We start from the raw sequence: 22,845 nt of genomic DNA on the forward strand, positions 1-22,845 counted from the left end.
AAGTGGAAACGGTACAGTCCGGAAAGTGCCTTGATGCCCTATGACCGATTGGATAGTATCAGTTCACGCTGGCAGCCAGCTATTTTTTGCGCGGCTTAATTGGTACAAACGTACTTATTAATGCCAGATTTCCCGGTAGCGTTGCGCTGTCATCCGAAATAACTCGAATAAAAGGAAAACACCATGAAGACAGCAGCCCATATCAGGGGGATAGCGGGCGTGGCGTTGGCCCTTGTACTGGCCACGGCCTGTTCCCCGGAAAAGAAAGCCGGTGAGGCTGATTCCCCTCAGGCATCTGCCTCCGCTGATTTTCAGAAGCAACTCCTCAAAAAACTGATTTCCGCCAAGCCCGGTGATGTCATCGAACTGCCCGCCGGCAATTTCTCTCTCAACCGCAGTCTTTCCCTGAACGTAGACAATGTGACCATCCGCGGTGCCGGTATGGATAAAACCATCCTCTCCTTCAAGGATCAGATTCAGGGCGCTGAAGGCCTATTGGTGAGTGCGAGTAATTTCACGATTGAAGACCTGGCTCTGGAGGACACCATCGGCGATGCCCTGAAGGTAAACGAGGGTGAGAACATCATTATCCGCAATATCCGCGTCGAGTGGACCAACGGTCCCGCTACGGAAAATGGCGCCTACGGTATTTATCCGGTACAGACACAAAATACCTTGGTGGAGGGTACAGTGGTTAAAGGCGCCTCAGATGCCGGTATCTACGTGGGGCAGTCAAAAAATGTGATCGTCCGTAACAACCGCGCGGAGTACAACGTAGCTGGTATCGAAATAGAAAACACGATCGGTGCGGATGTCTATGACAATGTAGCTACTAACAATACCGGCGGCATACTGGTTTTCAATATGCCCAACCTGCCGCAGCCCGGTCACAGTACCCGTGTATTCAACAACAAAGTGTTTGCAAACAACACGGAAAACTTCGGCCACGAGGGTACGCCGGTTGCCTCGGTACCCGCGGGTTCTGGTATCGTGATTAATTCCAACGATAAGGTGGAAATTTTCAACAACGAAATTTCCGATAACGACACAGCCAACATTATTGTGAGCAGCTTTTTTACTGCCGGTTACTACAGTGACAAGTCTACTCAGGAATCCTTTGACCCCTATCCGGAAGCAATTTATATCTACGACAATCAGTTTAGCGGCGGTGGAGAATCCCCGGACCACCTGGAGTTAAAAGCACTGAAGCTTGCAAAATTCGGTTTGAGCGGCAGCTTGCCGGATATTTTGTGGGACGGTGTGATGGACGATGCCAAAATGGTCGACGGAGAGCTTCCTGATGACCTGAAATTATGTGTCGATAATGGGGATGCCGGCATTATTAACGTCGATGCTGCCAACGGATTTAAGAATATTTCCACCGATATATCGCCGCACCGCTGCAGCCTGAAAAAATTGCCGCAAATTGTGCTGGAGTTCGATCAGCCGGCAATAGGGGAAAATGATGTTGCACAAACCGAGGCCGCCGATGCGTAACATAATCCGCGGTCTGCTGTTGACTCCGCTTTTCGCTCTTGTTGTGAGCGGGTGTGATACAGCCAGACAAGACGTCACTTTACATGCGCGCGATGCCGTACCTGAGCGGCTGAGTGACTGGCATATCGTCGAAGCGATCGACGAAGAACTGACCCTGAACCGGGGCGTGACGCCCTATGATTTAAATACGGCGCTGTTTACCGATTATGCGCACAAACTGCGCACGGTGTGGATGCCGCCGGGTACTTCCGCAGTGTATGGAGAAGAGCGCTTTGACTATCCGGTGGGCACGGTGCTTACCAAAACCTTTTATTACCCGAAAGGGCCGGATGGTACCGTGTTGCGCACGGATGACTACCGCCGCGACTACGTGGAAGGCAAGGTCGGTGAAGCGCTTGCACTAGACAGGGTACACCTGGTGGAAACCCGTGTACTGGTCAAGCGTGCGGACGGCTGGCAGGCGCTGCCCTATGTTTGGAACGCCGAGCAGACGGACGCGACGCTGGAGATCGCCGGTGACGCCAGCCCCATGCGGCTGGCTAGCGACGGTGGCGCGAGTCAGCCATTCACTTATGTGGTACCGGATGCAAACCAGTGCGCGGGCTGTCACGCCGACAATCACACCCAGAAGGCCATCGCGCCCCTGGGCCCTCGTGCGCGCCATCTGAACAAGGACTATGCCTATGCCAGTGGTGCACAGAACCAGTTATTGCACTGGCAGCAGATCGGTTATCTCAGCGGTCTGCCGGCATTTGAGGCAATACCGCGCAACGCCGACTTTGCGGATGCCGACTTGCCGCTGGAAATGCGCGCTCGGGCCTACCTGGATATCAATTGCGGCCACTGCCACAATCCGGCGGGGGCTGCGGATACTTCGGGGTTGATGCTGCACCACAGTGAACAGGATCGGCGTCGTCTGGGGTTGTGCAAGCCGCCGGTGGCGGCGGGTACCGGTAGTGGAGATCGCCGCTTTGCGATAGTGCCTGGACACCCGGAAGACTCGATTCTTACCTTCCGTGTGGAGAGTACAGATCCCGGCGCTATGATGCCCGAGCTGGGCCGCAGCCTAGTGCACGAGGAGGGAGTGGCGCTGCTGCGGGAGTGGATCGCGGCCATGCCGGGCAATTGCTCGTAAGTGGCCTCTGCGCCAGCGCTGTCCGCGTACAATGACAGTGACGCCGCGGTTGTTTCTGCCAATGCCGCGGCGGTCTGTCAGGCCGGCCTTTCGAGTTCCGCGACCGGAATGGTGGCGGGAATTAGAGCCTTGATCATCATAGTGACGGTGCGCTCCAGCAGCGGTGAGTCCAGGGCGACAGCGCCGCTGATAATCTGGTATTCCAGATTGAGGATAGTACCGTGCACTATCTGTGCGGCAGCCTGGGGATCGGTAAGTCCCAGCAGCTGAAAAAACTCCTGAATCAACAATTCTGTGGAGTGGTTGGCCATGCGAATGGCGCGGGTCAGCTGTTCGTTGCGCAGCGCCTCGTTGCGAAAAGCCAGCTCAATCAGGCGGCGGTCCCTGTCTCCGGCCTGGGCGCGCACATGGGTGAGGATAAAGCGGGTCAGTTGCTGAATCAGCAGTTTACGCCCGTTGCCGGATGCACGCTCTTCCGGTGAGAGATTTCGGGCGGCGGCAAAGCTGTCATCCTGAAGCTGGCGCGTCTGCTCGAGCCCCTGCTCAACGAAGTAGGTGAAAGAGTCACTGATCAGGTCGGTCAGGTCTTTGAAATAATAGGTTGTGGCAGCCAGAGGAACATTGGCCTCTCGGGCCACGGCGCGGTGGCGTATACCGCGAATACCTTCTTTCACGATTAGCCGCAGTGTCGCCTCGAGTATTGCTTTGCGGCGCTGGCGGCTGTCCGCGCGCTGGGCGCGACGACCGTGATAGACCAGTTCAGACTTTCCAATGTCCATAGTCATAGCGGGTTCCTTATTTTTTATTGTTAACTGGCGATCTTTAAATTGGATCGTGCGTCCAATTCTAGCGGAACAACTTCAAATGGCTACTGTATAAAAGGGACAATTAAGCACACGCTATTACAGGCGATTACACGCCATTACACGGGCAATTTGTGAGGGGATTGAATTTCGCCGCGGAAAAAAATCGACAGGAAAAGTTCTGCAATCGGCAGTCGCGGGGATGGCTCTGGTGCGGGGAAGAAATTTCATGGCGGGCCTGTAGAGGGCCCGCATTTGGGTATCAGGTGATCTTGCCGGTTACCCTGACCCGCTTGGCGCCCGGCATCACTTTTATTTGCTGGCTGCGGCGTCGTTCGATACTGGCGTCGATGGTGTTTTTGGCTGCGATCAAAAGACCTGCCACCAAAAAGGCGCCCGGCGGCAGTACGGCAACCAAAAAGCCGGGGTAGTCCGGCCCCATCACCGAAATGGTCCAGTCCGAGGCCATCGGCCCCAGCAGTAGATCCATGTCCGCGAACAGGGTGCCCTGGCCGAGAACTTCACGCACTGCGCCGATGGTGATCAGTACCAGGGTAAATCCTAGCCCCATCATGAAACCATCCACCAGCGAGGGGAGCACCGGGTTTTTGCTGGCAAAGGCATCGGCGCGGCCAAGGATGGTGCAGTTGGTGACAATCAGCGGAATAAAAATGCCCAGAACCAGATAGAGTTCGTAGGTAAACGCTTTCATCAGCAGCTCGGCGCAGGTGACGAAGGTGGCGATAATCATCACCGAAGCGGGCAGGCGCACCGTGTCTGGCATCTGCCGGCGCACCAGGGAAACCGCCAGGTTGGAGCAGGTGAGTACGCCAGTGGTGGCCAGTCCCAGGCCGATGGCATTGACTACCGAACCAGTTACCGCCAGCAACGGGCACAGCCCCAACAGCTGCACCAGTGCAGGGTTGTTGCTCCAGAGACCGTTGCGGCTGATTTCGCCGTAGGGCGCTGTCATCACTGTTTCTCCTTCTCGGGCTGTTCCACTTCCACCGCGCGCTTGGAGACCGGTGCGCTGAAAATTTCCTCGCGGTGGCTGGCGATAAACTCCAGTACCCGGCGCACCTGGTTAACCACTGCGCGGGGGGTGATAGTGGCGCCGGTGAACTGGTCGAAGGCGCCGCCGTCTTTTTGCACCTTCCACTGGTCTATAGGTGGGTCCTGCAGGGAAAGGCCGTTGAATTGCAGTATCCAGTCGCTCTTCTTCAGGTCCACCTTGTCGCCCAAGCCGGGGGTTTCGGTGTGAGCGGTAACTCGCACGCCAGCTATAGTGCCATCGCGGTTGACGCCCACTAGCAGGGAAATCGGTCCAGAGTAACCATCCGGCGCCACGGCGGGGATAATGACCGCGGAGATACTGCCATCTTCCTCCCGCGCAAGATTGATTTCACCGCCCGTGCCCAGTCCCAGCTGATTCCAATAAGCCTTGGGAATGGGATAGGTATCCACCAGTATGTCGTTGCTGTGGCGGTCCAGGGGGATGATCTCCAATAGCGCCTTGGCGGAAGCCTCGCGTATCGCGCGCTCAATCGGCTCGCGAGTGGTGATTTGGGTTACTGCGAGGGTACCGGCGGTGACCAGGGCAAAAATCCCCAGGATCAGCGCATTGCTCGCCATCGACCGTTTCAGCATCAGCGCTCCTCCAGATCGGTGGCGCGGCGCGCGGACTTGTGGCCGTATGTGCGCGGCAGCGTGTAGTTATCGATGGTGGGGGCGGCGAAATTCATCAACAGCACTGCGAAGGCCACCGCGTCGGGGTAGGAGCCCCAGGCGCGGATAATGTAAACCAGCAGCCCGACACCGGCACCAAAGATCAGGCGCCCCTTATTGCTGGTGGCACCGCTGACTGGATCGGTGATGATAAAAAAGGCCCCGAGCATGGTTGCGCCGGAGAAGAGGTGTAGCATCGGTGACCCTTCGCTCAGGGAACTGCCGCTGTCATAGAAAAGCAGAGACATCAGGGCCAGGGTTCCCAGCATGGCAACAGGCGCATGCCAGGTGATTACACGGCGAAACAGCAGGAAAAGGCCACCGATCAGGAAGCCGAAGTTGGCCGCCTCCCAGCCAAGTCCCGCAACTGTGCCTTGATCCAGCACTGGCTCCGTCGCGTACAGCTGTGACAGCAGTACCGATTCGTTCAGGCGCACTATGTCCAGCGGCGTGGCGCGGGTAAAGCCGTCCACATTGTAGCCGCCGAAACCGAATACCAGGCTGAGTGCTTCGTCGATACCGGGTGCGCCGTTGATAATTTCCGCCGGCCCCACCCAGCGGGTCATATCCACCGGGAAGCTGATCAGCAGTACCACATAGCCCACCATTGCCGGATTAAAAGGGTTATAGCCCATGCCTCCGTACAGGTGCTTGGCCAGCACGATAGCGGTAGAGGCGCCGATTACCGGCAACCACCAGGGGCAGTAAGGCGGCAAGGCAATACCGAGCAGCAGCGCGGTCACGAAGGCACTGCAGTCCTTCAAGTAAAAGGAGACAGGGCGCTGGCGCAGTTTTACGATTGCCGCCTCGCAGGCGAGGGCGGTGATACTGCAGAGCGCGATATTGATCAGAACGCCGATGCCGAAGTAAATCACCAGTGCCAACACGCCGGGCAGGGTGGCGGCTGCCACCTGCAGCATCACTTTGGCGGTGCTGTCGCCGGCACGGGCGTGGGGAGAGGTGGCGCGCATCAGGGACATACGCGGAACCCGTTGGTGTGCGCCGGCGACGGCGGAGTGCCGGTCATGGAACAATCTGACAGCCTGCTCGGCAGGCACAGGCAGCGTGTGTGCATAGTTATTGCTTTTCCTCTCCCGCTTGTTTCTGCTCGCGCAGCTTAGCTTCCAGTTTCTGCTGCAGGTTTTGCAGCGCTTTCTCGAATGCCTCGACATTGGCATCCCCGGCGGAGCAGGCTTTTTCCAGCCGCGCTCGGGCCTTTTTCACCCGAGCCTTGAGCGCGTCTATCTCCCCCGCCAGCTTTTCGGCGGGGCTCATGGCGGCGCGGGCAGCGGCCGCCGCTTTGGCTTTTTCAATCGCACTTTGCGCTCGCGCCTGGGGATCGTCCTGCCCGGGAGTGCTTTCTCTGCCAGCTTCGGCCGCAGTTTCAGCCTGGCGTTCAGCCTCGGCCAGCTTTTGCCGCGCTTCCTGTAATTTGAGTTCGGCGGCTTTCAGCTGTGCCGCCAACTGGTCGCGCTGCTTCTCTTCCGCCGCTTCCAGTTTTTGTTGCAGCCGCTCTACGCGGCCCTCCGCGCTGGTGAGCGAGCGTTGGGCTCGGGCCAGCTGCTGTTCCGGAGATGCCTGTTTGGCTTTCACCCGCGCCAGGGCCGCGGCCACCAGATCCGCCTCTTTTTGTGCGGCTTCCGCCTCTGCGCCACCACTCTCCTCGCGCTGTCGGCGCGCCAGCTCGGCAGCCTTGCGCCGGGCTTCCCGCTTGGCCTGTTTCTCCTTCTCCGCCCGCTCCATCCGCAGTTTGCGGAACTCGAAGCGTTCGCGGGCGCGGTCGGCCTTTTCCTTTTCCTGTTCGGCGGTGCGGATATCGCCCTTGGCGGCGCGGTAGTACTGCACCAGGGGAATGCTGCTGGGGCACACGTAGGAACAGCAGCCGCACTCAATACAGTCGAACAGGTTATAGGCCTGTAGCTTTTCGTGATCGTCTGCGCGCGCATACCAATAGAGCTGCTGCGGCAGCAGCGACGCCGGACAGGCCTCGGCACAGAAACCGCAACGGATACAGGCCTGGGCCGGCGGCGCTGGGGGCAGCTCTTCCACCGTGGGCACCAGCAGGCAGTTGGTGGTTTTGATCACCGGTGCGCTGGTGTCGTCGATGGTATAGCCCATCATGGGGCCGCCGATGATCACCTTTTGCATCAGTCCCCGGTGGGCACCGTGCGCCTTGAGGATATGTTTGATCGGCGTGCCAATGGGAACCTCGATATTGCGTTGCCGCTCCAACGCCTTGCCCACCACCGTGGTCACACGGCTGATTAGCGGTTCGCCAAAGCGCACCGCGCGGTAAACAGCGCGGGCGGTGCCCACGTTTTGACACACAATGCCGACATTGGCGGGCAGCCCCTTGTTGGGCACTTCGCGCCCGGTGAGTATCTGGATCAGCTGCTTTTCGCCGCCGGATGGATACTTGGTGGGGAAAACCACAATATCAAAGCGCGTGCCCTCGGCGGCCGCGCGCATCGCCGCTATGGCCTCAGGTTTGTTGTCCTCAATGCCGATCAGCACCCGCTCCGGCTCGTCGAGGATATAGGAAATAATCTCCACCCCGGCGATGATTTCCTCCGCGCGCTCGCGCATCAGCATATCGTCGGCGGTGATATAGGGTTCGCACTCGGTGCCGTTAATAATCAGTGTGTCTATCTCGACACCGCCGTGGGGGTCCAGCTTGACCGCTGTGGGGAAACCGGCGCCGCCCATGCCACTGATACCGCAATCGCGTATCTTTTCCAGAAGTTCCACCGGCGTAAACCGGCGGAAGTCCTCGCAGGGCTGCAGCTCGCACCAGCGGTCCTCACCGTCGGCGTCGATAGTGATGCAGTCGGCCGGCAGGCCAGACGGATGTGGCACCGCAGCCGGCTCTATGGCCACTACCTTGCCAGAGGTGGGAGCGTGTAAGCTGCAACTGATCAACCCGTCCGCCTCGGCGATTTTCTGGCCCTTCAGGACTGTCTCCCCCAACTTGACCAGCGGAATGGCGGTGGAACCTGTATGTTGCAGCAACGGCACCACCAGTTGCTCCGCCAACGGAATACTGCCGATCGGTTCGCCGGTAGACTGGTGCTTGTTCTCCGGTGGATAGACCCCTCCGGGGAAATCGTTGGGGCGCAGTGCGCGGGCTTTTTGCCGCTTCTGATCGCTGGCGATCAGCTGCGCTTCTCGGGCGGCGCGACGCTCGAGCGCGGACTCCCGCCGCAGTTGTTGCTGTTCGCTGCTCACGCGGCACTCCTCTTACTCAGCTGCCGGCGATCACTGGCAATCAGTTCTATTCCTTCCGGCGGCTTCTCCGGGTGCCATCCCTGCAATGGCGTCTCCAGGGGGACCATCTCAATGCAATCCACCGGGCAGGGCTCCACGCACAGATCGCAGCCGGTACATTCGTCCGAGATCACTGTGTGCATATACTTGGCCGCCCCCACGATGGCATCCACCGGACAGGCCTGGATGCACTTGGTGCAACCGATGCACTCCGCCTCGCGGATAAAAGCCACCATCTTGGTTTCTTTTTCCTCGCCGTGCTCCGCATCCAGTGGCATGGGTTCCACATCCAGCAGGTTTGCCAGCGCGTTAATGGTGGACTGGCCGCCGGGAGGGCACTTATTGATCTTCTCGCCGTGAACTATCGCCTCGGCGTAGGGGCGGCAGCCGGGATAGCCGCACTGGCCGCACTGGGTCTGCGGCAGTAGCGCATCCACCTGCTCCACCAGCGGGTCCCCTTCCACTTTAAAGCGCACCGCAGCGAACCCCAGCAGTGCGCCAAAGGCCAGCGCCATGCCGCCGAGAATCAGCAGGGGAGTGGAAATTTCAGAAAACCAGTCCAGCATCGCTCACACCAGGCCGCTAAAGCCCATAAACGCCAGGGACATCAACCCGGCGGTAATCATACCGATGGCCGCACCCCTGAAGGGCTGTGGCACATCCGCCGCGAACAGCCGCTCGCGCATGGAGGCGAACAGAATCAATACCAGGGAGAAGCCCACCGCCGCGCCGAAGCCATAGAGGGTGGACTGCAGGAAGTTATGCGCCTTCATAGTGTTCTGCAGGGCTACGCCGAGCACCGCGCAGTTGGTCGTAATAAGAGGAAGGAAGACGCCCAGAACTTTGTACATCAGGGGGCTGGTCTTCTGGATAAACATGCGCGCGAACTGCACCACCACTGCAATCACCAATATAAAGGAAATGGTGCGCAGGTATTCGATGCCAAAGGGCTCCAGCAGATAGGTGTTCACCAGGTAGGAGCAAATGGAGGCCAGCGTCAGCACAAAGGTGGTTGCCCCCGCCATGCCCACGGCGGTCTCCAGCTTATTGGAAACCCCCATGAAGGGGCACAGCCCCAGAAACTGCACCAACACATAGTTGTTGACCAGTATGGTGCTGAGCAATATGACGGCGAATTCGGTCATAGAAAATCCGGTTAGAGCCAAGCAGACGGGGCCTAGGAACCGCAGTCTGAACGGGGAAGAGCGCCTAAGCAGCCCGGCGGAAGCGTCTGGCGGGCCGTGGATTGCCGCGCAGGGGCGGTATTATGGGTGAGTGCCGGGAAGCCTTCAACTCGGTTGCTGCCAGGGGGCGTCTGCGGTGTGTAATGGCGTGTAACGGCCTGTAATTGACACGTTTGTATCGCCTCCGGTAGAACCGCATAGGACTGTGCGCTGGTTCACGGCATCAGCCGCCTCTGTCTGCTGAAAAGGAAGGCTACCGGATGGAAGACCCCCAGCAGCGCCGCTTCTGGCTGATCGAACTGATCGCCTACTGGGAAGGGCGCCTTAACACCAGGCACCTGAGAGAATTCTTTGGTGTCACCCGCCAATGTGCCAGTAAGGATATCAACGACTACCGAGATATTTGCCCCGGGAATCTGCGTGACTACTGCCCCAGAGAAAAGGGATATACCCCCAGCCCGGATTTCCAGCGCCACTATATCAGCGCGGATGTTGCCGAATACCTCAACTGGATGGCCGGGCTCAGTGCGCGTGCACTGCCGGCCGACGCTACTTACAGTCTGCCCAACTGCGTACTGCGCCACCCCGCCCGCAATGTCACCCCGCAAGTGATGCGACCACTGGTCCGCGCCATCCGCGAGGGCCGGCGGGTAGAAGTGGATTACGGCTCCATCTCCAATCCGAACGGAGAGGGGCGCATTATTGTCCCCCACACCTTTGTCAATACCGGATTGCGCTGGCATCTGCGCGCCTGGTGCGAAAAGAACCGGCAATACCGCGATTTCGTACTCAGCCGCTTCCTCGGACAACCGGAAGTGCTGGACCAATCCCCCCACACTGCCGAGGCAGATATTGCCTGGAACACTGAAATCACCCTGGTGCTGGAACCGGATGCACGCCTAACCCCGGAGAAAAAGGCCGTGCTTGAACACGATTACAACATGGAAGGCGGCCAACTATGCCTGAAGACCCGCGCCGCACTGGCCAGTTACCTGCTCAAGGAAATGCAGGTGAACACCAAAATGCTGGACGGGCGGCCGGAGGCTCAGCAGCTGGTGCTTGTAAACGAAGATGACGTGAAAGAGTGGCTTTTCTGAGGGTTGGTAAAAGAAAAATGGGTGGGAGTGTCAACTGAGTTTACCTGTAAATTTTTTCAGCGTTGGCCAGTGTAAAAGGAATCGTTAGGGTGCTGTGTCAACGGCAAGGGGGCTTTGGATTATTTCGCCAGAATTAAGGCCGATCGGAGCTAAGTGGCTGTTGCTCAAGCGCAACAGCCATGAATGAATAAAAGGAGTAACGGGGGGTTTGGTGTTAATGTGGAATGATGCTCCAACCTATTTCCGCTATTGGGGAAAAGCGAAAGCGAACGCTGATCTTGATGGAGCGCCCTGTCACTTATTGCCATTTCACAGCCTGGATGTCGCTGCGGTTGGCTATCACTTGTTCTCTCCGCGTACTGCCCGGTGCCGCGATTTAGCATCGCAGTTGTCGCTGGAGCCGGAGCAGTTGCAATCCCTATATGTCTTCAGCCTGGCGCTGCATGATCTGGGAAAGTTTTCCAGAGCGTTTCAGTCACTGGCCGAGCCGGGTGTGCCGGGTCTGGTAGAGACGGACTCCGGTCTCGCTTATGGCTCAGGGGAATGGCCCCATCACAGTAAGGCGGGTGCCGTTTTCCTCAAAGCTTTTTTTAGAGGTGAACTCAAGCAGCAGGGGCTTTGCGCCTGGGGATGGGGTGAGACGGATAGTGGCTCGAAAAAATTTCTTCGGTTGTTGCTGAACATGGCCTTTGGCCACCACGGGCTTCCGGTGGATGCGGGCACAAACCAACATCCTTCACCGGGATTTCCCGAAGATCGTCTGGCGGCCTGGGAATATACCTGCGAGGTCGCCAAGTGGCTTTGCCCGCAATGGCCAGAGCGGCAGGTGCGAGACAAAAACTGGCTCAAACAATTTCAGCAAGTAACTTGGCACCTGGCTGGATTTGCTGTAGTGGCAGATTGGCTTGGTTCAGACCAGTCCCTATTCCCCTACCGGTCCGAACCTCAAATATTGGAGGACTACTGGCATAACACCGCACTGCCACAAGCGGCGAAAGCCCTGGAAAAAACCGGTTTTGGTCACGAATTGCTACCGGCCCGCTTCCCTGGCGTTGAAAAATTTTTTGGTTTTTCGCCAACACCTCTGCAGCAGTGGGCCCAGGACCTGGACTGGGCGGACGGCCCCCAGCTGTTTGTGCTCGAAGATGTTACCGGTGCTGGAAAAACAGAGGCAGCCATGATTTTGGTGCACCGCCTGCTGGAGAACGGGCAGGCTCAGGGTGTTTATTTGGGGCTGCCTACCATGGCCACCTCCAATGCCATGTACGGCCGCATAGCCGACCAATATCGCCGCTGGTACGACAGCGGACAAGTGCCCAATCTGGTCTTGGCCCACGGAGCGCGTCACCTCAATACGCGTTTTACGCGCTCGATAGTGAGCGAGCAATTGCGGGATCACACCTATGGCGAAAAGGAAGAGACCGCTTCCGAAGCCTGTAACCAATGGCTTGCCGACTCGCGCAAAAAGGCATTGCTGGCAGACATAGGTGTGGGGACCGTGGACCAGGCTTTGATGGCCGTATTGCCTTTCAAACATCAAGCGTTGCGCCTGATTGGTTTGGCGAACAAAGTTCTGGTGGTAGACGAAGTCCATGCTTGTGATGACTACATGGCTCGACTTTTGGAAGAAGTGCTGCGGGCCCATGCGCGCCAGGGCGGCAGCGCTATCCTGCTTACCGCCACCTTGCCCCACGCTATGAAGCGGCGACTTATTGCGGCATATCGGAGTGGTCGATATCTGGACGAAACTCCCGTGAGCCTGGAGCAATCTTTCCCTCTTGCTACGCGGATCACAGATAAAGGGCTGGAGCAATTTCCGCTGGCAACCCGCGACAGTGTCATCCGCCGGGTAGCGGTGGAAACAATGCACGAGCCGGACACCGTGATTCAGCACCTGCTTAATATCGCCGAAAGTGGTCAGTGCGCCTGTTGGATACGCAATACCGTGGATGACGCCATCGCCGCTTATCAGGCATTGCAGGAGCGGGCGGCGAACCCGGAAAAAATCATGCTGTTTCACAGCCGTTTCGTTATGGCGGACCGCCAAGCGATTGAGCAGGCCGCACTGCAACGTTTTGGTAAAGAGTCTGATGCACAGAGCAGGGCCGGCTGGATTCTGGTTAGTACCCAGGTGGTGGAGCAGTCCCTGGACCTGGACTTCGATCAGATGATCAGCGATCTCGCTCCCATGGATCTGCTGATCCAGCGCGCCGGGCGCCTGCATCGCCACCGGCGGGATGGCAGTGGTAACCCAGTGGCGGGCGATGACCAGCGCCCGTTACCGGTCTTGTATCTGTTGGCGCCTCCTTACGAAGAACAGCCCGGTCCGGATTGGCTGTCTGATCCCATGCCGGGTACAGCTGCGGTCTATCGCGACCACGGACAACTCTGGCTGACACTGAAAGCCCTGCGTGAAGATGGCGGTATCGATATGCCCGGTTGCGCCCGTCACCTGATCGAATCCGTATTTGGCGAGGATGCCGAACCCCGTATTCCCGAGGGGCTGCAGCAACGGCATCTGCAGCAGGAGGGCGAACGCAGTAGCCAAAGAGCTATGGCCGCCTTCAACCGCCTGGATATGGACAAGGGATACAGCACGGAAGCCAGCCGCAGTTGGTTTGAAGATCTGGAGATAGAGATTGGCACCCGCTTGAGCGAGGAACCCAGCATCACAATCACTCTGGTGCGGAGGGGGGCAGATGGCGCTCTTAAACCCTGGGTGGAGGCGGAGCAATTCGCCTGGGAGTTGAGCCAGCTTCGGGTTCGCGAGTCCCTGGCAAGGTGTCTGCCGGAATGGCCGCAGGCGTTGTCCAATGAGAAAGACCAGTTGTTGGAATGTTGTTCTGGCTTGAAGTACAGCCGTTTGTGGCTGGTGGAAGAAGGCGGCTCCTCTATCGAGTATAGCGGGGACGTGGGGTTGCGTCGTGTCTCCAATCATGGGGAATAGCAAACCAGAACACTCAAAAAAGTAAGCAAGGAGCAATGTTGTGAACCTACTGATCGCCCCATGGCTGCCTTTCCGGCGCCGCGACGGCAGCCAGGAATACCTGCCTGTCACCGCAATGGTAGACCCGGAAATTATCGACTTGGCGTTACCTAGAGAGGATTTTCAGGGCGCGGCCTATCAGTTTTTGATTGGCCTGTTACAGACAGCTATGGCCCCGGAAGACAAAGAAGAATGGGTAAGGCTGTATCAAACGCCCCCTTCCATAGATGAGCTCAGGGAAGTCCTGGAAAAATGGCAGCCCGCATTTGAACTGGATAGTGCCGGGCCGGCATTTATGCAGGATTTTGATCTTCTTGAAGATTCCAAGGCAAGTAGTATTGAAATTATTTTGGTTGATTCTCCGGGAGATAATGCTAAAAAACAAAACAGAGATTTTTTTGTTAAAGGTAGGAGCAATCCAAAATTCTGTAAAGCATGCACAGCGATTTCTTTATATAACTTCAATTCGACTGGGCAGGCTATTGGGGCACGTTATCGAACGGGGCTTAGAGGTGGAGGGCCAATAACAACAGTTGTTATGCCTGTAGAGAAAAATAGCTCGTTGTGGGAAAAATTATGGCTTAATGTAATTGATATTGAGTTTCTTGGGTGCGAGAAGCCTAGCGTGGAATCATCCCATACTTTTCCATGGATGGGGCCAACTCGAACCAGTGAGAATGATGAGGAAGTCCTTTTTGACCAAGTTCACCCAGTACATATGTATTGGGCCATGCCGCAAAGGATGCGCGTAATATTTCTAAGTGAAGATGGTTTATGCGATATATGTGGCCGGAGATCCAATGAGTTAGCAAGAGAAGTAAGGATTAAAACCTACGGATATAACTATAAGGGTGATTGGGATCATTATCTTACCCCTTACGGTAAAAAAAATAATAAGCCTAATGAAACAAGTTATGCAAGAAAGGCGAGTGAAGATGGCATCGGCTATAAATACTGGGGTGTGCTAGCGTTTGAAGATTCGGATGGCTCTGGGAGCGTTCCTGCTAAATGTGTGACTGACTACTATCAAAAAGTGGAAATAGCAGATGATGTAGGAATCGAAATGCCAGATGTTTTCCTTATTTGGGCTTTTGGTTATGACCTAGATAAAGGAAAAACACGGGGTTGGTATAGTTCGTATATGCCTTTATTAGCTTTGTCTAAAGAGGCGTATCCGCTAGCAAAAATTTGGCTGAAACAAATGATATCTCTGACAGAAGATAGCTCTTCGTCATTGATTAAAGCAGTTAAAGAAGCCTGGTTTAAAAATCCCAAGGAAGTCAAAGGGAACATGGGTTATATCAGCGCTTCTCTGTGGGAAACCACTGAGCATGATTTTTATCAACTTCTGATGGAACTGGGCGAGCGGCTGTCTGGAGATGCACCGCCACAGCGTTTTCCTCCGGAGATAGCCGCGCACTGGTATCGTACGGTTACCCGCCAGGCGGCGGCGCTATTTGATGAATTTGTCCTGAGCAGTCCGCTGGAGCAATTGGATATGAAGCGGATTACCAGGGCCAGAAAAAACTTTAAAAAACGACTCCACCAAGGAACAGAAGCCAAAGCTTTTCGCAAGACTGGGCGTCTGGATGATAGTGGCCAACCGCAAAGTGCCCGCGCAAAACAAGGAGAGACCGCATGAACGAAACACCTTACTACCAAAAATTAAAAGATGAAAGTGTGAGAGACGTAGTTCTCCACTGGTGGGAAAAACTTCAGGGAATTAATCCCCATGAAAGAAACAAAAAGCAGGGTAACCAACGTGGTGCACGGGCTGAATTGCGGCGCTGTTACTCATTGGATGCGGTGCTTTTGACTGAAGCCTTCAGAAATTTATGGATGGCGTTGGCACAAACCGGACGGCGCCGCGATCGGGATATTCTGGCCTGGGCCTGTGTGGCTGCCGCGTTGGCGGAAGTGCGGGACCAACCGGACGATAAAACGGTGACTTTTGCCAAGTGTCTGGGTGCACAAAAAGAGAAGAGCGGAAAACCCTTTATGAGCGAATTGCGTTTCGCGCGCTTACAGAAAAGCCGGGATGGGGATGATTTCCTGACGCGCTTGCGCCGGGCTTTGGCATTAATCAATAAGAAGGCGCCGGTACTGTCTCTAGCCGATGACATATTGCACTGGTTTTATGAGCACGAGGGACACCAAAGCGCCAGACCTATGGACCGCCTGGCCGTACGCTGGGCAACAGATTACTTCACCGCGCTGAGCGCCTACTCAAAATAAATCCTCATACCATAAAGGACTGATCTTATGAGCACTTATATTCAGCTTCATCTTCTGACCTCCTACCCGCCCGCCAACCTGAACCGGGATGACTTGGGAAGGCCAAAAACCGCTTTTATGGGTGGTGCCGAACGGCTGCGGGTGTCTTCACAATCACTTAAGCGGCACTGGCGCACTTCCGATGTTTTTCAGGAGGCATTGGCCGGTCATCTCGGTGTCCGCACCAAACGCCTGGGGCTGGAAGTTATGGCGCGCTTGCAAGAGGCTGGTATTGCAGAAGGTAAGGCGAAGGAATGGGCGGGGGAAATTGCTGATGTTTTCGGAAAACTGGAAAAAGGCAGTGTGGAACTGTCGCAACTGGCGCACATCAGCCCCGAGGAACGCCAGGCTGTGGATGCGCTTACCGAGACGCTGATTGAAGAGAAGCGCGGGCCAGAAAAAGAAGAGCTGGATCTGTTGCGCAAGAACCCTGCGGCGGCAGATATCGGCCTGTTTGGGCGGATGTTGGCGGACGACCCCGCGTTTAATGTGGAAGCCGCCTGTCAAGTAGCCCATGCCATCACTGTTCATCCTGTCGTCATCGAAGATGACTACTTCACCGCCGTGGACGATCTCAATAAAGGCGATGAAGACCGGGGCGCCGCCCATATCGGCGAGACGGGCTTCGCCGCTGGTTTATTTTACAGCTATGTGTGCATCAACCGAGACCAGCTGGTAGACAACCTGGGTGGCGATGCGGAACTGGCGGATAAAGCCATTGCAGCGCTGGCGGAAGCGGCGATTAAAGTCTCCCCTTCCGGAAAGCAAAACAGTTTCGGCTCGCGGGCCTATGCGTCTTACGTTCTGGCTGAAAAAGGTTCCCAGCAGCCACGTTCACTGTCAGTGGCATTTCTCAAGCCGGTGCAGGGGCAGGATCAGGCCACCGATGCCATTGCCCGGCTGGAAGAGCAGGCACAGCGTTTCGATCAAGTGTATGGCGAGTGTGCCGAAAAACGCTACAGCCTCAATGCCCATACAGGAGAAGGCAGTTTCCGGGAGCTGATGGATTTTCTCAAACAGGACTAGGAGGCGCCCAGTGGAAGCATTGATATTCCAACTTTACGGCCCTCTGGCCAGTTGGGGGGCGCCGGCGGTGGGGGAAACCCGCCCCAGCGCCGACCACCCGGGCCGCGCCGCACTGTTGGGCTTACTGGCGGCGGCCCTAGGCATTCGCCGGGATGACGGCCCCAACCAACAGGCGCTGGCCGCATCCGTGCGCTTTGCGGTAAAGCAACACAGCGCTGGCCGATTGATGCGGGACTATCACACGGTGCAAGTGCCGGGTCGGGATAAGAAGGCCCGCTATTTTACCCGCAAGGATGAATTGAGCGTCCCCAAGGAAAAACTTAATACAGTGCTGTCTTCCCGCGAATACCGCCAGGATGGACTTTGGCAGGTGGCAGTATTGCTCAACGAGCAAAGCGACTGGAATCTGGATGAATTGGAAGCGGCGTTACGCGCTCCGGTTTTCACGCCTTATTTGGGCCGCAAAGCGTGCCCACTCGCAGTGCCAATGGCGCCGCAAAAAGTGCAAGCGAAAGGGCTGCGAGAAGCCTTCGCCGCAGTGCCGCCCCGCATCTGTGATCAACAGGCGCGCTGGTTGAATTTACCGGAAAGCGTGGATTATTACTGGGAAGGTGATGCCGGTGATATCGAGGTACAGGACACCCGCCAGCTGACGGATGATCTTATCAGCAGGGACCGCTGGCAGTTTGGAAACCGCAGGGAACACCATGCACGTCTTAGGGAGGAAGCCTGATGTATTTATCCCGAGTCAGAGTGGCGATCCAGGGGATGGACCGCAATGCCCTGGTGAAATTACTCGCTGGCGATGCCTACGCCAACCATCAATTGTTGTGGAAGCTCTTCACTGAATCGGAAGAGAGGCCTTTTCTGTTCCGCCAGGAAATGGAAAAAGAACAATTGGATACTTATGAATCGCCGCGGGGGCTCCCACTTTTCTATGTGCTGTCTTCTCGTGCACCCGTGCCGGTACCGGGGTTACTGGAGTGTGAGAGCAAACCTTTCGACCCGCAGTTATCACCGGGAGACCGACTGCTTTTTAAATTACGTGCGAATCCCACCGTAGCTCGAAAAAGTACCGGTAAACAAAGTTCCCGCCGTCATGACGTACTGATGGATGCCAAGTGGCATTGTCGCCAGCAGGGCCGGGATACCCCCGGAGAAGTGCGTGCGGCCATGGAAGCTAGCGCCGAACAATGGTTGAAAAGCCGTTGTGAACAGTGGGGCTTTAGCTTGAATATGTCGCCGCAGCTGAGTGGCTACCGCCAGCACCAGTGGCGGCGGCAACAGCGGCAAATCCGCTTTTCATCCGTGGATTATGAAGGGGTGATCACCGTGACCGATCCGGCGCGGTTGCGCGCGGCCCTGTTCAACGGCGTGGGCCGTAGTCGCGCCTTCGGGTGCGGGATGCTGATGGTGCGGCGCGGGTAGCGCCGCATGACCTTTATACCGCTCAAACCTATTCCCATGAAAGAACGCGTCTCCATGGTCTTTGTGTACTACGGGCGCATCGACGTAAAGGATGGCGCCTTTGTGGTGGTGGATGAAACAAACGGAGAGCGCAAGCACATTCCAGTGGGGTCCGTGGCCTGTGTTATGTTGGAACCGGGAACCCGCGTTTCCCACGCCGCCGTCAAACTGGCGGCGGTGACCGGCACATTGTTGATCTGGGTAGGCGAAGCTGGAGTGCGCCTCTATGCCAGTGGCCAACCCGGTGGCGCCCGCTCAGATCGCCTGCTTTATCAGGCCAAACTGGCGTTGGACGAGACTCTGCGGCTGAAGGTTGTGCGGAAGATGTACGAGCTGCGTTTTGGCGAGCCCGCTCCCGAGCGCCGAAGTGTGAATCAGCTGCGCGGCATCGAAGGTGCCCGGGTGCGCAAGACCTATCAGATATTGGCACAGCAGTATGGTGTGGAATGGCATGGCCGCCGCTATGATCCTAAGCAGTGGAACAAAGCGGACATCGCCAATCAGTGTCTGAGTGCCGCCACTTCCTGCCTATACGGTGTGACCGAAGCTGCGGTGCTGGCGGCGGGGTATGCGCCGGCGGTGGGCTTTATCCACTCCGGCAAGCCGCTGTCCTTCGTCTACGATATTGCCGACATTTTCAAGTTCGATACCGTGGTGCCCGTGGCGTTTCGCATTGCCGCTGAAAATCCTTCTTCTCCTGATCGGGCCGTGCGCATCGCCTGCCGTGACTCCTTTAGGAAAACGCAACTACTCAAGAAAATTATTCCCACCATCGAAGAAGTGTTGGCCGCCGGCGGCATCGACCCGCCCGAGCCACCAGAGGACACCCAACCTCCAGCTATCCCGGAACCGGAGCCCCTTGGAGACGCGGGCCACAGGAGTCAGTAATGAGTATGCTGGTGGTGGTAACGGAAAACGTCCCTCCCAGATTGCGTGGTCGGCTTGCGGTCTGGCTGCTGGAGATCCGCGCTGGCGTCTACGTGGGCGATGTCAGTAAGCGGGTGCGGGAAATGATCTGGGAGCAGATTGAAGCCCTGGTGGAAGAGGGCAATGTCGCCATGTGCTGGGCCACCAACACGGAATCCGGTTTTGACTTCCAGACCTGCGGTAAAAACCGGCGTGTACCCATCGACTATGACGGCTTGCGATTAGTGTCTTTTCTTCCGGTTCCAGAGTAATTCCTCTTTGCCATAATGCTCTTTAACAATTTGATTGTCTTTTGCTCAATCTGGTTGGTAGATTTTTAAAGGATGTATTTTTCTTTATAAATCAATCATGTATGTTTAGTCTGTTCCCCGCATGTGCGGGGATAAACCGCCGATTCGGAATAAAGGCGCGACCCTGGCAATCTGTTCCCCGCATGTGCGGGGATAAACCGATACGACCGATCTTGTGCGCGATCATTTCCAGCTGTTCCCCGCATGTGCGGGGATAAACCGCATTGTCTGGAATCACCGAGCACACGGTTTACCTGTTCCCCGCATGTGCGGGGATAAACCGCGATCAGCCTAGCGGGGTAACTGTATGTTTATCTGTTCCCCGCATGTGCGGGGATAAACCGCGGGCGGCAATTCGGGAGGCAAAAATAGAGGCCTGTTCCCCGCATGTGCGGGGATAAACCGGATATAACCACGCCCGTATAGGGTGTAATAATCTGTTCCCCGCATGTGCGGGGATAAACCGCACCATGGATGCGTGATTGAACAGCGCGAGCTCTGTTCCCCGCATGTGCGGGGATAAACCGGCACGATAGTTTGATTGTTATTGATGAGGTCCCTGTTCCCCGCATGTGCGGGGATAAACCGGCCGCTTCGCGCGGCCTTTTTTTGTGGCGATTCTGTTCCCCGCATGTGCGGGGATAAACCGAGCCAGTAAACGCCTCGCTATCCACAGTACAACTGTTCCCCGCATGTGCGGGGATAAACCGCTCTCACCTCCGAATGCGCTGTATTTGTTACCCTGTTCCCCGCATGTGCGGGGATAAACCGTACGGACATGGTCTGGCTGCGTTGCGCTCTAACTGTTCCCCGCATGTGCGGGGATAAACCGGGGCCAAACGATGGCTGAAAACGTTCAATTCACTGTTCCCCGCATGTGCGGGGATAAACCGAATCGGCAGTATCGATTCCAATTTATGCTGAACTGTTCCCCGCATGTGCGGGGATAAACCGTTCGCGTGCACCATTTTTATGTTCCGCTGCGTCTGTTCCCCGCATGTGCGGGGATAAACCGTTTCTCACCGAGACCAGCATACCGGATAAATTCTGTTCCCCGCATGTGCGGGGATAAACCGAGTGATAAAACTGATTTCTATCAGAGGGAATTCTGTTCCCCGCATGTGCGGGGATAAACCGTAATTTCAAAAACCCACGCATCTACGCTATAACTGTTCCCCGCATGTGCGGGGATAAACCGTGCTGGAGATGGTTGAATGGGATTACGAGGTACTGTTCCCCGCATGTGCGGGGATAAACCGTGTCGTCCCACACGCTGCGGGTTATCGGTGTGCTGTTCCCCGCATGTGCGGGGATAAACCGGCCGCTAGGCGGCCTCCCCGTGATAACGTTTTCTGTTCCCCGCATGTGCGGGGATAAACCGGTTAACGAAATCACTATTACTCGCAGCACAAAGCTGTTCCCCGCATGTGCGGGGATAAACCGCTGGGATGCCGCCGCATGTCCGGGGTTTTGGCCTGTTCCCCGCATGTGCGGGGATAAACCGTAGCTCTTACTGTATACAACATTTCTACAGATCTGTTCCCCGCATGTGCGGGGATAAACCGGCCGACTGGCTGATTAACCGACTAGCAAACAACTGTTCCCCGCATGTGCGGGGATAAACCGCGGGGCGATATTGACAGCGCGCACGCGGTTTCCTGTTCCCCGCATGTGCGGGGATAAACCGAGCCGCTCTCAAGATGTGCGACGACACGAAAGCTGTTCCCCGCATGTGCGGGGATAAACCGAAAAACTATCAATCTAAAATCCTCCCTATATCCTGTTCCCCGCATGTGCGGGGATAAACCGTTTTTCCCGGCCAGACGGGAACAGGTTTTGGACTGTTCCCCGCATGTGCGGGGATAAACCGACGCCCAAAACGTGACGGGTTACCTGTAACGGCTGTTCCCCGCATGTGCGGGGATAAACCGCCTTCAGCCAACGTCGCGCCGGCTTGAGATATCTGTTCCCCGCATGTGCGGGGATAAACCGACCGCTGGCGGTTTTAACAAACATCTGCGGCACTGTTCCCCGCATGTGCGGGGATAAACCGCGCCTAGTGGACGAGGGGCGCAGCCTGCGCCACTGTTCCCCGCATGTGCGGGGATAAACCGTATTTTTGCGGTCTGGTAATCGCTGCCAAGCTCTGTTCCCCGCATGTGCGGGGATAAACCGTTCGCTTAGCCTTCGCTTAGTTCGCTTGCGATCTGTTCCCCGCATGTGCGGGGATAAACCGCTCCACCCCTCGGAAAAACTGATAATCATCCGCTGTTCCCCGCATGTGCGGGGATAAACCGGGGGGGCAATCGATCCCCCCGAGTTTCTAACCCTGTTCCCCGCATGTGCGGGGATAAACCGAACTGGCCCAACGGGCGCAGAACTAAGAGGAACTGTTCCCCGCATGTGCGGGGATAAACCGGTGGCTGATGCTAAAGCGGCCGGTCTGCACCCCTGTTCCCCGCATGTGCGGGGATAAACCGCATTTGCGCAGAATCCTTGCTATACGCATTAACTGTTCCCCGCATGTGCGGGGATAAACCGAGGCCAAACGATGGCTGAAAACGTTCAATTCACTGTTCCCCGCATGTGCGGGGATAAACCGTCCCCTTGCGTTTGCTTTGGGAGGATTTTGACCTGTTCCCCGCATGTGCGGGGATAAACCGTTTGGCGGCGCCGCGCTCACACTGGTCACCTGCTGTTCCCCGCATGTGCGGGGATAAACCGTACACGGTGAAGAAATTGACGTCGCCCGAGTCCTGTTCCCCGCATGTGCGGGGATAAACCGGGTCGTATTGGCGATTATTTAGGTATTGGATTCTGTTCCCCGCATGTGCGGGGATAAACCGCGGTGGTTCGCACTGTGCGCGAAAAGGCTGACCTGTTCCCCGCATGTGCGGGGATAAACCGTGAGGCACGGATCACAGAATCGAACGCCCGTACCTGTTCCCCGCATGTGCGGGGATAAACCGTTTGTCGTTTGAACTGCGGCGTATCATGGGGCCTGTTCCCCGCATGTGCGGGGATAAACCGCGAACTGGGTTCAGATAGTGGCCGGGCAAACGCTGTTCCCCACATGTGCGGGGATAAACCGAGCGGACTGGGGAAGAGCCAGACGCTGAAGCGCTGTTCCCCGCATGCGCGGGGATAAACCGATATTGACTCTTCTCGTT

The 22,845-nt window shown here is 56.7% G+C and carries 18 protein-coding genes and 1 CRISPR repeat array; of the genes, 11 read left to right on the forward strand and 7 right to left on the reverse strand.

Annotated elements, in window-relative coordinates; genetic code table 11:
- Window positions 1–183: 183 nt before the first annotated feature.
- Entirely contained in the window at window positions 184–1,497 is a 1,314-nt protein-coding gene (locus A3224_RS03090) for a parallel beta-helix domain-containing protein (RefSeq protein WP_067151337.1), read from the forward strand.
- The gene (locus A3224_RS03095) at window positions 1,490–2,632 is read left to right on the forward strand and encodes an SO2930 family diheme c-type cytochrome (protein ID WP_067151340.1); all 1,143 of its coding nucleotides are present in this window, start codon (window positions 1,490–1,492) and stop codon (window positions 2,630–2,632) included. The genes A3224_RS03090 and A3224_RS03095 overlap by 8 nt, the downstream gene beginning before the upstream one ends.
- Window positions 2,633–2,709: 77 nt before the next feature.
- Here the strand turns inward: A3224_RS03095 and A3224_RS03100 are convergent, their stop codons facing one another.
- From A3224_RS03100 to rsxA, 7 genes are all read right to left on the reverse strand, one after another.
- Window positions 2,710–3,417 (reverse strand): TetR/AcrR family transcriptional regulator, encoded by a 708-nt coding sequence (locus tag A3224_RS03100; RefSeq protein ID WP_067151343.1) that lies wholly within the window; start codon window positions 3,415–3,417, stop codon window positions 2,710–2,712.
- Window positions 3,418–3,697: 280 nt separating this feature from the next.
- Window positions 3,698–4,408, reverse strand: coding sequence for an electron transport complex subunit E (locus A3224_RS03105; RefSeq protein ID WP_156481519.1), 711 nt, complete (start codon window positions 4,406–4,408; stop codon window positions 3,698–3,700).
- Window positions 4,408–5,082, reverse strand: coding sequence for an electron transport complex subunit RsxG (gene rsxG / locus A3224_RS03110; RefSeq protein WP_067151349.1), 675 nt, complete (start codon window positions 5,080–5,082; stop codon window positions 4,408–4,410). The genes A3224_RS03105 and rsxG overlap by 1 nt, the downstream gene beginning before the upstream one ends.
- Entirely contained in the window at window positions 5,082–6,140 is a 1,059-nt protein-coding gene (gene rsxD / locus A3224_RS03115) for an electron transport complex subunit RsxD (protein ID WP_067151352.1), read from the reverse strand. Before rsxD ends, rsxG begins: the two co-directional genes overlap by 1 nt.
- A gap of 97 nt (window positions 6,141–6,237) precedes the next feature.
- On the reverse strand, window positions 6,238–8,313 hold the full coding sequence (gene rsxC, locus A3224_RS03120; RefSeq protein ID WP_082817587.1) for an electron transport complex subunit RsxC: 2,076 nt from the start codon (window positions 8,311–8,313) through the stop codon (window positions 6,238–6,240).
- A gap of 68 nt (window positions 8,314–8,381) precedes the next feature.
- Window positions 8,382–8,990 carry an electron transport complex subunit RsxB gene (gene rsxB / locus A3224_RS03125; protein WP_067151355.1) on the reverse strand — a complete coding sequence of 203 codons (609 nt, stop codon included), beginning with the start codon at window positions 8,988–8,990 and terminating at the stop codon, window positions 8,382–8,384.
- Between the two features lie 3 nt (window positions 8,991–8,993).
- The gene (gene rsxA, locus A3224_RS03130; RefSeq protein ID WP_067151357.1) at window positions 8,994–9,569 is read right to left on the reverse strand and encodes an electron transport complex subunit RsxA; all 576 of its coding nucleotides are present in this window, start codon (window positions 9,567–9,569) and stop codon (window positions 8,994–8,996) included.
- 299 nt (window positions 9,570–9,868) lie between these two features.
- Here rsxA and A3224_RS03135 point away from each other — a divergent pair, with 299 nt between their 5' ends.
- The 9 genes from A3224_RS03135 to cas2e all read left to right on the forward strand — a co-directional run bounded on the left by A3224_RS03135 (window position 9,869) and on the right by cas2e (window position 19,636).
- Window positions 9,869–10,705 (forward strand): WYL domain-containing protein, encoded by an 837-nt coding sequence (locus A3224_RS03135; RefSeq protein WP_067151359.1) that lies wholly within the window; start codon window positions 9,869–9,871, stop codon window positions 10,703–10,705.
- Window positions 10,706–11,006: 301 nt separating this feature from the next.
- Complete coding sequence (gene cas3, locus A3224_RS03140; RefSeq protein WP_231902445.1) at window positions 11,007–13,652, forward strand: CRISPR-associated helicase Cas3'; 2,646 nt, start codon at window positions 11,007–11,009, stop codon at window positions 13,650–13,652.
- Window positions 13,653–13,692: 40 nt separating this feature from the next.
- The gene (casA, locus tag A3224_RS03145) at window positions 13,693–15,333 is read left to right on the forward strand and encodes a type I-E CRISPR-associated protein Cse1/CasA (RefSeq protein WP_067151365.1); all 1,641 of its coding nucleotides are present in this window, start codon (window positions 13,693–13,695) and stop codon (window positions 15,331–15,333) included.
- The gene (casB, locus tag A3224_RS03150; RefSeq protein WP_067151368.1) at window positions 15,330–15,926 is read left to right on the forward strand and encodes a type I-E CRISPR-associated protein Cse2/CasB; all 597 of its coding nucleotides are present in this window, start codon (window positions 15,330–15,332) and stop codon (window positions 15,924–15,926) included. Before casA ends, casB begins: the two co-directional genes overlap by 4 nt.
- A gap of 27 nt (window positions 15,927–15,953) precedes the next feature.
- Complete coding sequence (cas7e, locus tag A3224_RS03155; RefSeq protein ID WP_067151371.1) at window positions 15,954–16,991, forward strand: type I-E CRISPR-associated protein Cas7/Cse4/CasC; 1,038 nt, start codon at window positions 15,954–15,956, stop codon at window positions 16,989–16,991.
- A gap of 10 nt (window positions 16,992–17,001) precedes the next feature.
- Window positions 17,002–17,724, forward strand: coding sequence for a type I-E CRISPR-associated protein Cas5/CasD (gene cas5e / locus A3224_RS03160; protein WP_067151374.1), 723 nt, complete (start codon window positions 17,002–17,004; stop codon window positions 17,722–17,724).
- Window positions 17,724–18,419 (forward strand): type I-E CRISPR-associated protein Cas6/Cse3/CasE, encoded by a 696-nt coding sequence (gene cas6e / locus A3224_RS03165; protein WP_067151377.1) that lies wholly within the window; start codon window positions 17,724–17,726, stop codon window positions 18,417–18,419. The genes cas5e and cas6e overlap by 1 nt, the downstream gene beginning before the upstream one ends.
- Before the next feature lie 6 nt (window positions 18,420–18,425).
- Entirely contained in the window at window positions 18,426–19,346 is a 921-nt protein-coding gene (cas1e, locus tag A3224_RS03170) for a type I-E CRISPR-associated endonuclease Cas1e (RefSeq protein ID WP_067151380.1), read from the forward strand.
- Window positions 19,346–19,636, forward strand: coding sequence for a type I-E CRISPR-associated endoribonuclease Cas2e (cas2e, locus tag A3224_RS03175; protein ID WP_067151383.1), 291 nt, complete (start codon window positions 19,346–19,348; stop codon window positions 19,634–19,636). The genes cas1e and cas2e overlap by 1 nt, the downstream gene beginning before the upstream one ends.
- Window positions 19,637–19,746: 110 nt before the next feature.
- Window positions 19,747–22,827: a CRISPR direct-repeat array (repeat unit 29 nt; unit sequence CTGTTCCCCGCATGTGCGGGGATAAACCG).
- The last annotated feature ends 18 nt before the right edge of the window (window positions 22,828–22,845 follow it).

This window comes from Microbulbifer thermotolerans, assembly GCF_001617625.1.
In the GTDB taxonomy this organism is placed as follows: Bacteria; Pseudomonadota; Gammaproteobacteria; order Pseudomonadales; family Cellvibrionaceae; genus Microbulbifer; species Microbulbifer thermotolerans.